This window comes from Patulibacter medicamentivorans (assembly GCF_000240225.1).
GTDB lineage: Bacteria > Actinomycetota > Thermoleophilia > Solirubrobacterales > Solirubrobacteraceae > Patulibacter > Patulibacter medicamentivorans.
Window position 1 is genome coordinate 1 of record NZ_AGUD01000082.1, and the last position, 2,406, is coordinate 2,406.

Sequence of the window (2,406 nt, forward strand, 5' to 3'; positions counted from 1 at the left end):
GCCACCGCCGCTGCCGCCGGCGGACCCGCCGCTCCCGCCCGAGCCGCCGTCCGAGCCGCCGGTGCCACCGCCCGTGCCGCCGCCACCGCCACCGCCGGTGCCGCCACCACCGCCGGATCCCGCCGCGACCGTGATCGTGACGGTCGCGCTGCCCGCGTTGCCGGCGCCGTCCGTCGTCGTCGCCCGCGCCACGTAGGTCCCCGGCTGGGCGTAGGCGTGGGTCGCGCTGGCACCGCTGCCGTGGGCGCCGCCGTCGCCGAAGTCCCAGTCGTACTGGCCGCTGGCGCCGGAGCCCGGATCGGCGGCGGTCGCCGCGAACGTCACCTGCTGGCCGGTGGTGACCGCCGTCGCGGCGGCGCTCGCGGTCACCGTCGGCGCGACCCGGTCGACCACGACGTCGTCGCAGGCGACCGTCGACAGGTTGGCGTTGTTCGACGTCGCGCTGGCGAACTGGTTGGGTCCGGAGGGGTTGTCCGGGACCGCACCGTCCGCCGCCATCGCGCACACGTACCAGCGGCCGTCGCCGCTGACGGTCGCGGTGCAGTCGAAGGTGGTGGTGCGGCTGCTCGGGTCGGCCGGCTGGCTGCAGGCCGTGCTCGGCTGCCCGCCGGGCGTGCAGGGCGCCTGGCCGACGCAGACCCAGTTCGACGCACCGCCGCTGCCGGCCCACGGCGGACTGGTGGCGTCGGCGTAGCCGATCCGGACCGGGACCGAGGCGCTCCCCAGGTACGGCGCGCCGCCGGCCAGCGCGACGCTCGCCTGCGGGCGGTTGCGGTCGATGATCGTCCACGGGCAGGCCGAGTAGCCGTCCCACTTCCAGAGGTACGGCCAGCGGTAGAAGCCGGACGCGCACATGTCGTAGCGGTGGCCGTCGGCCAGGACGGTGGAGGTCCCGTTGTACGGCATCGCCGCGTAGTCGGCCATCGCCGGCGTCGGGCCGGAGCGGAGGCTGCCGCTGCAGTTGGTCGTGCCCGGGCCGTTGGTCCCGCTGCTGGTCTCCTCCTGCACCTGCGTCCCGTCCGGGTACGTGTGGTACGTCTTGAAGCACAGGTACCACTCGTAGCGGGTGCTGCCGTTCTCGTCGCTGCCGGTGACGGCCGTCCAGCGGTACCAGAAGGCGTTGTTGCTCGCCGTCTTCGTGTACGTCGGCTCGTTGTAGATCGTCACCGTCGCCGCCGCCGGGGACGTCAGCGCCCCGGCCAGCGTGACGGACGCCAGCAGGAGGACGAGAGCGCGGAGGATCCACCGCATCGCAGTCACCGGAAGCCTTGTTCGAGAGTCGTTCGGGGGGCCGCGGGCGCCCGGAAGGGGCCGCACCGCGGAAGGGCGCAACGCTAGGCCGACCCCGGAAGGGCCGCATCGGTGAAACCACGGGTCCCGCACGTCGCGTTGCCGGCCTTGCCAGATGCAGGCGCTTCGCGGAGGATCGGCCGGTCATGACCGCGATCCGCACCACCGCTGCCGCGGAGCTGCTCGGCGTCTCCGCCAGCACGCTGCGGTCGTGGGAGCGCCGCTACGGGTTCCCGACCCCGCAGCGCACCGACGGCGGTCACCGGCAGTACGAGCTGGGTGAGATCGACGCGCTGCGCGACGCGCTCGGTCGCACCCCGGACGCCGCGACCGCCGTCGCGATCGCCCGCCGCGGGGCCGGCGCGGGCGGGAACGGCGAGCTGGACGCGCTGCGCGGCGGGCTCCGGTCGCGGACCGAGGCCGGGCCGGTCGACCGCCTGCGCCGGGCGCTGCGCCGCTACGACGAGCCGGACGCCGACCGCGTGGTCGAGGAGTCGCTGCACCTGCGGTCGCTGGAGCGCTCGGTCGACGAGGTCCTGCTGCCGGCGCTCGACGGCCTCGACCGCGAGCACCCGGGATCGGTCGAGTACGCCTTCGCCTGGCGCTGGGCGTCCCGCTGGCTGGCCGCGGCGACCCGCACGGCGCCGCCCGCCCACCGGCCGCACGTGGTCGTGATGCTCGACGGCACCGCCGCCTGCTCGCTCGACGCGCTGCGGGTCCAGGCGCTCGACCTGGCCCTGCGCCGCGCCGGCGTGCTGCCGGTGACCGTCGGCGCCGACCTCCAGCCGAGCGAGCTGTCGCGGGCGCTGGGCCGGATCGATCCTCACGCGCTGGTGCTCAGCGGCCGCGGCGTGCCGCTCGACCGGCTCGGGCGGCTGGTCTTCGCCGCCCAGCGCGCGGCCGGCGGCGAGCTGCCGGTGCTCGACTTCCACGGGCCGCTGCTCGAGCGGCGGACGACCGGCGTCGAGCGGCTGGACGGCGCGCCGCTGGTGGCGCGCTCGCGGCTGCTGCAGGTGCTGGAGGGCGACGACGCGCCCTTCCGCGTGCGCCGCGGACGCTGAGGCCGTCGGCCCCGGCGGTCGCGGACGGCGACGACCCGCTCGCGGGCGCCGCGGC

The 2,406-nt window shown here is 76.4% G+C and carries 2 protein-coding genes; one reads left to right on the forward strand and one right to left on the reverse strand.

Annotated features, from left to right (window positions below):
• A partial coding sequence (locus tag PAI11_RS27780) for a PKD domain-containing protein (RefSeq protein ID WP_040599071.1) occupies window positions 1-1,251 on the reverse strand: 1,251 nt, incomplete at its 3' end.
• Window positions 1,252-1,436: 185 nt separating this feature from the next.
• Here PAI11_RS27780 and PAI11_RS07680 point away from each other — a divergent pair.
• Entirely contained in the window at window positions 1,437-2,351 is a 915-nt protein-coding gene (locus tag PAI11_RS07680) for a MerR family DNA-binding transcriptional regulator (RefSeq protein ID WP_007572664.1), read from the forward strand.
• Window positions 2,352-2,406: the final 55 nt, after the last annotated feature.